Origin of the sequence: Acinetobacter lwoffii (assembly GCF_024129855.1) — a bacterium.
Lineage (GTDB): Bacteria > Pseudomonadota > Gammaproteobacteria > Pseudomonadales > Moraxellaceae > Acinetobacter > Acinetobacter lwoffii_L.
Genome location: NZ_JAMXXC010000058.1, coordinates 1 through 3,233, shown reverse-complemented (window position 1 = coordinate 3,233; position 3,233 = coordinate 1). Strand labels below are relative to the sequence as shown.

Annotated in this window: 2 protein-coding genes and 2 pseudogenes; 2 read left to right on the top strand and 2 right to left on the bottom strand. The window is 36.9% G+C overall.

What is annotated here, in order from left to right:
• Window positions 1-267 precede the first annotated feature (267 nt).
• A complete protein-coding gene (locus NI465_RS16415) occupies window positions 268-465 on the top strand; it encodes a hypothetical protein (protein WP_086044977.1) in 198 nt (65 codons plus the stop codon).
• Window positions 466-531: 66 nt separating this feature from the next.
• Here the strand turns inward: NI465_RS16415 and NI465_RS16410 are convergent, their stop codons facing one another.
• Together NI465_RS16410 and NI465_RS16795 are read right to left on the bottom strand one after the other, a co-directional pair.
• The gene (locus tag NI465_RS16410; RefSeq protein ID WP_004282101.1) at window positions 532-2,409 is read right to left on the bottom strand and encodes a potassium transporter Kup; all 1,878 of its coding nucleotides are present in this window, start codon (window positions 2,407-2,409) and stop codon (window positions 532-534) included.
• Window positions 2,410-2,782: 373 nt separating this feature from the next.
• A pseudogene (locus NI465_RS16795) lies at window positions 2,783-2,860 on the bottom strand (plasmid replication DNA-binding protein); the annotation flags it as partial.
• A gap of 203 nt (window positions 2,861-3,063) precedes the next feature.
• On the opposite strand from NI465_RS16795, the pseudogene NI465_RS16790 reads away from it, so the two are divergent.
• A pseudogene (locus NI465_RS16790) lies at window positions 3,064-3,141 on the top strand (recombinase family protein); the annotation flags it as partial.
• Window positions 3,142-3,233: the final 92 nt, after the last annotated feature.

Here is a 3,233-nt window from a genome sequence, read left to right as displayed (position 1 = left end):
CCAGTCCATGGTGATAAAAACCATCATAAACCAGACATTTTTATTGGTGAGAATATAGACACTTTAAATGGGTTCTAACAAGTCGACTTCGTATAACCGCCATTATGTTAAATGGAACCTTCTTTAGTTGAATATTCATACTTTCAATGGAGCAAAACTTGCAGAATCTTGTCTAATTTGTAATCCTTGCAGCCAAGGGTGTCTAGCTGAGCTAAGGCAGGTATTTGTTGTAGTCGGGCCGCTATAATATTGATAAAGAGCGCCTGTATGTTTAATTTCAAGATTTTTAATAAAGTCTCTACGGAAGTGTTGACGATAAAAAATGACCTTCAGCTTAATTCTGAAATTCAACTTATAACAAAATATAAGACCTCTACTTCTGAAGATTATAAAAAAGCAATTATTTTGATCTTTAAAGAACGTGGTTATTTAGCTTTAGAGATTGGTCAACTATTGGAAAATTAAAGTAAAAGATTTATTCTGATCAGATAGGCACCCTTATTTAAAGGTGCCTATTCATTTTAGAAATTCTTAAATTTCAATCTGACTACCTAGCTCTACCACCCGGTTAGAAGGGATTTTATAAAAATCACTGACAGGGCTGGTATTTTTTTGCATTGCGACAAATAACTTTTCACGCCATGTAGACATCTTGCTGGACAGACTTGGAATTAATCTTTCTCTAGAAACAAAGAAGCTGATATTCATTAAGTCATACTCAAGATCCAGTACTGAAAAAGCTTGTTTCAATGAATGAGGCACATTAGGCTCTTCTTTAAATCCATAATGGATCGTTATTCTGAAAAAACCATTCTCTAGTACTTCAGTAACGATTCGCTTAGCTTCATCAACATACGGGATTTCAGAAGTCTTGATTGTCACCAAAAAATTACGTTCATGCAGAACTTTATTATGCTTTAGATTATGTAAAAGCGCATGGGGTACGACTTGAGGCGTTCCAGTTAAAAATACGGCATTTCCACTCACTTTCTGACCTGTCTGTTCAAGGTGCTCAAGAAACACATTCAGTGGAAGCGTGTCCTTCTGCAGTTTGTCCTGAAGAATCTCTCTGCCTTTTTTCCAGGTCATCATGAGGGTAAAAACAATAACCGCAATAACGACTGGTACCCAGCCTCCAATCAGGACTTTTAATAGGTTTGAACTCAGCAAAACCAGATCAATAAAGGCGAATGGAATAATGAACAGTAAGACTTTCCATGTTTTCCATTTCCAGTAACTATAAGCCAGAAAAGCTACTAACAGTGTGTCACAGAACATGGTCACAGTGACGGCCAGACCATAAGCACCTGCCAACTTGCTGCTACTTTCAAATATTAAGATCAAGATGGTGATAGAGATAAACAGGAGCCAGTTCAGTAATGGAATATAAATTTGTCCAATTTCCGAAGCGGAGGTATGTAAAACTGTAAGCCTAGGTAGATATCCCAACTGTATTGCCTGTTTAGCCATTGAGAATACCCCACTGATTAAAGCCTGTGAGGCAATCACTGCAGCTGCAGTAGCCAGAATAATCATAGGATATAGAAGGGCTGAAGGCAGAAGCAGGTAAAAAGGATTGGTGATAGCCGAAGGATCTCTTAACAGTAATGCTCCTTGTCCAGCATAATTCAGCATCAGACATGGCAGTACAATTAAAAACCAGCCTAACTTGATCGGTAAAATACCAAAATGTCCCATATCCGCATATAAGGCTTCACCACCTGTTACTGTTAAAACCACAGCTCCCATCACAAAAAATGAAATAAGAGGATTGTTAATAACGAATAAAAAAGCCCAGTGTGGGCTGAATAATGCAAGAACAAATGGACTTTGAATAATACTCATAATGCCAATGGCACCAATAGATAGGAACCATAACAGGGTAATAGGACCAAAAAACTTCCCCATCATTGCAGTCCCATGTTTTTGAACGGCAAAGAGAGCTATAAGAATTCCAATACTGATTGGAATAATGAAGCGATCAAATGACGGGGCAGCAACAGAAAGTCCCTCAACTGCAGATAAAACAGAAATAGCAGGGGTGATGATACCGTCACCGAAGAATAAGGATGCTCCAATGAAACCTAAGATAATGATTGCCAATCTTTTTCCACGGGACAATCCTTTTTGCCTAAGGTTTAAGGCGAGTAATGCCATGATACCCCCTTCACCATTGTTATCAGCTCTCATGATCACCAAAACATATTTAAGCGAAACAATTAAGGTAATGGTCCAAAAGATTAAAGAGAGAATTCCCAGGATATTAAGTTCATTAATAGGTAGCCCGCGTGTCGCATGAAAGCTTTCTTTTAATGCATATAATGGACTCGTTCCTATATCGCCGAATACTACTCCTAGTGCAGCCAGTGTTAATGCTGGTACTGCCGGCTTACTCACATTATTTTGCATATATTTGATTTACAAAATTGGGGAGCCTCGAATTTTATCATCTGGCTTCTCATGAAATTGCCTTGTACATAAAAACCCATACTTTCTTAGAGTGTTATAGTTTTTCTAGCTAAGCCTGCACTATATAGGTGCTATTTCACTTATAAGTAATCCAAAAATATATAATTCTTTAATAGATAATTTTAAGTTTTTTCTAAAATTAACATAATACACCTTATACGAAATGCGGTATAATTCTCTTGAAAATTCAAAGCTGTAGTTTCTTTTTTGCCCAACCTCCCCAAGGTGGGCTTTTTTTATGATTTTTCACGTTCCACGCTTATTATTTAATCAAAGTTTCACGACTTTATTCATATGAGTTAAACAATCGTGGTTAATCATAGGGTCTAAAAAAACGGCTCCAAAAGCCTCTTTTTTCGGATTCTGGTTGTTCAGGGGTAGCAATCTGTTTAGGTGAACCGTACTGGGTTTATTGGAGACAAGTTTTAAATCTAATTTATGTAACTATAGAGTATACCCTAAAGTTACAATCTGAAAGTTCATGAAATTATGTATCATTTAAATGATTTTTAATCATAAGTAACATGTAACTTTAGTGTTAAAGATTTATAATTTACGAAATTGTTCATTTTTATCCAATTGGGGCGTGAAAAAGTGAAAGGCCAAAAAGTAGGGTATGTCCGGGTAAGTTCTGTCGAGCAAAACACTGGACGTCAACTTGAAGGAATTGAGGGGCACTGTTGCAAATAGAGATTTGAGTCGATGAAGTTCCCTTTAAAAAGTGCTTAGAGACCGAAAACCCTGTTGATTAGACACACTTCACC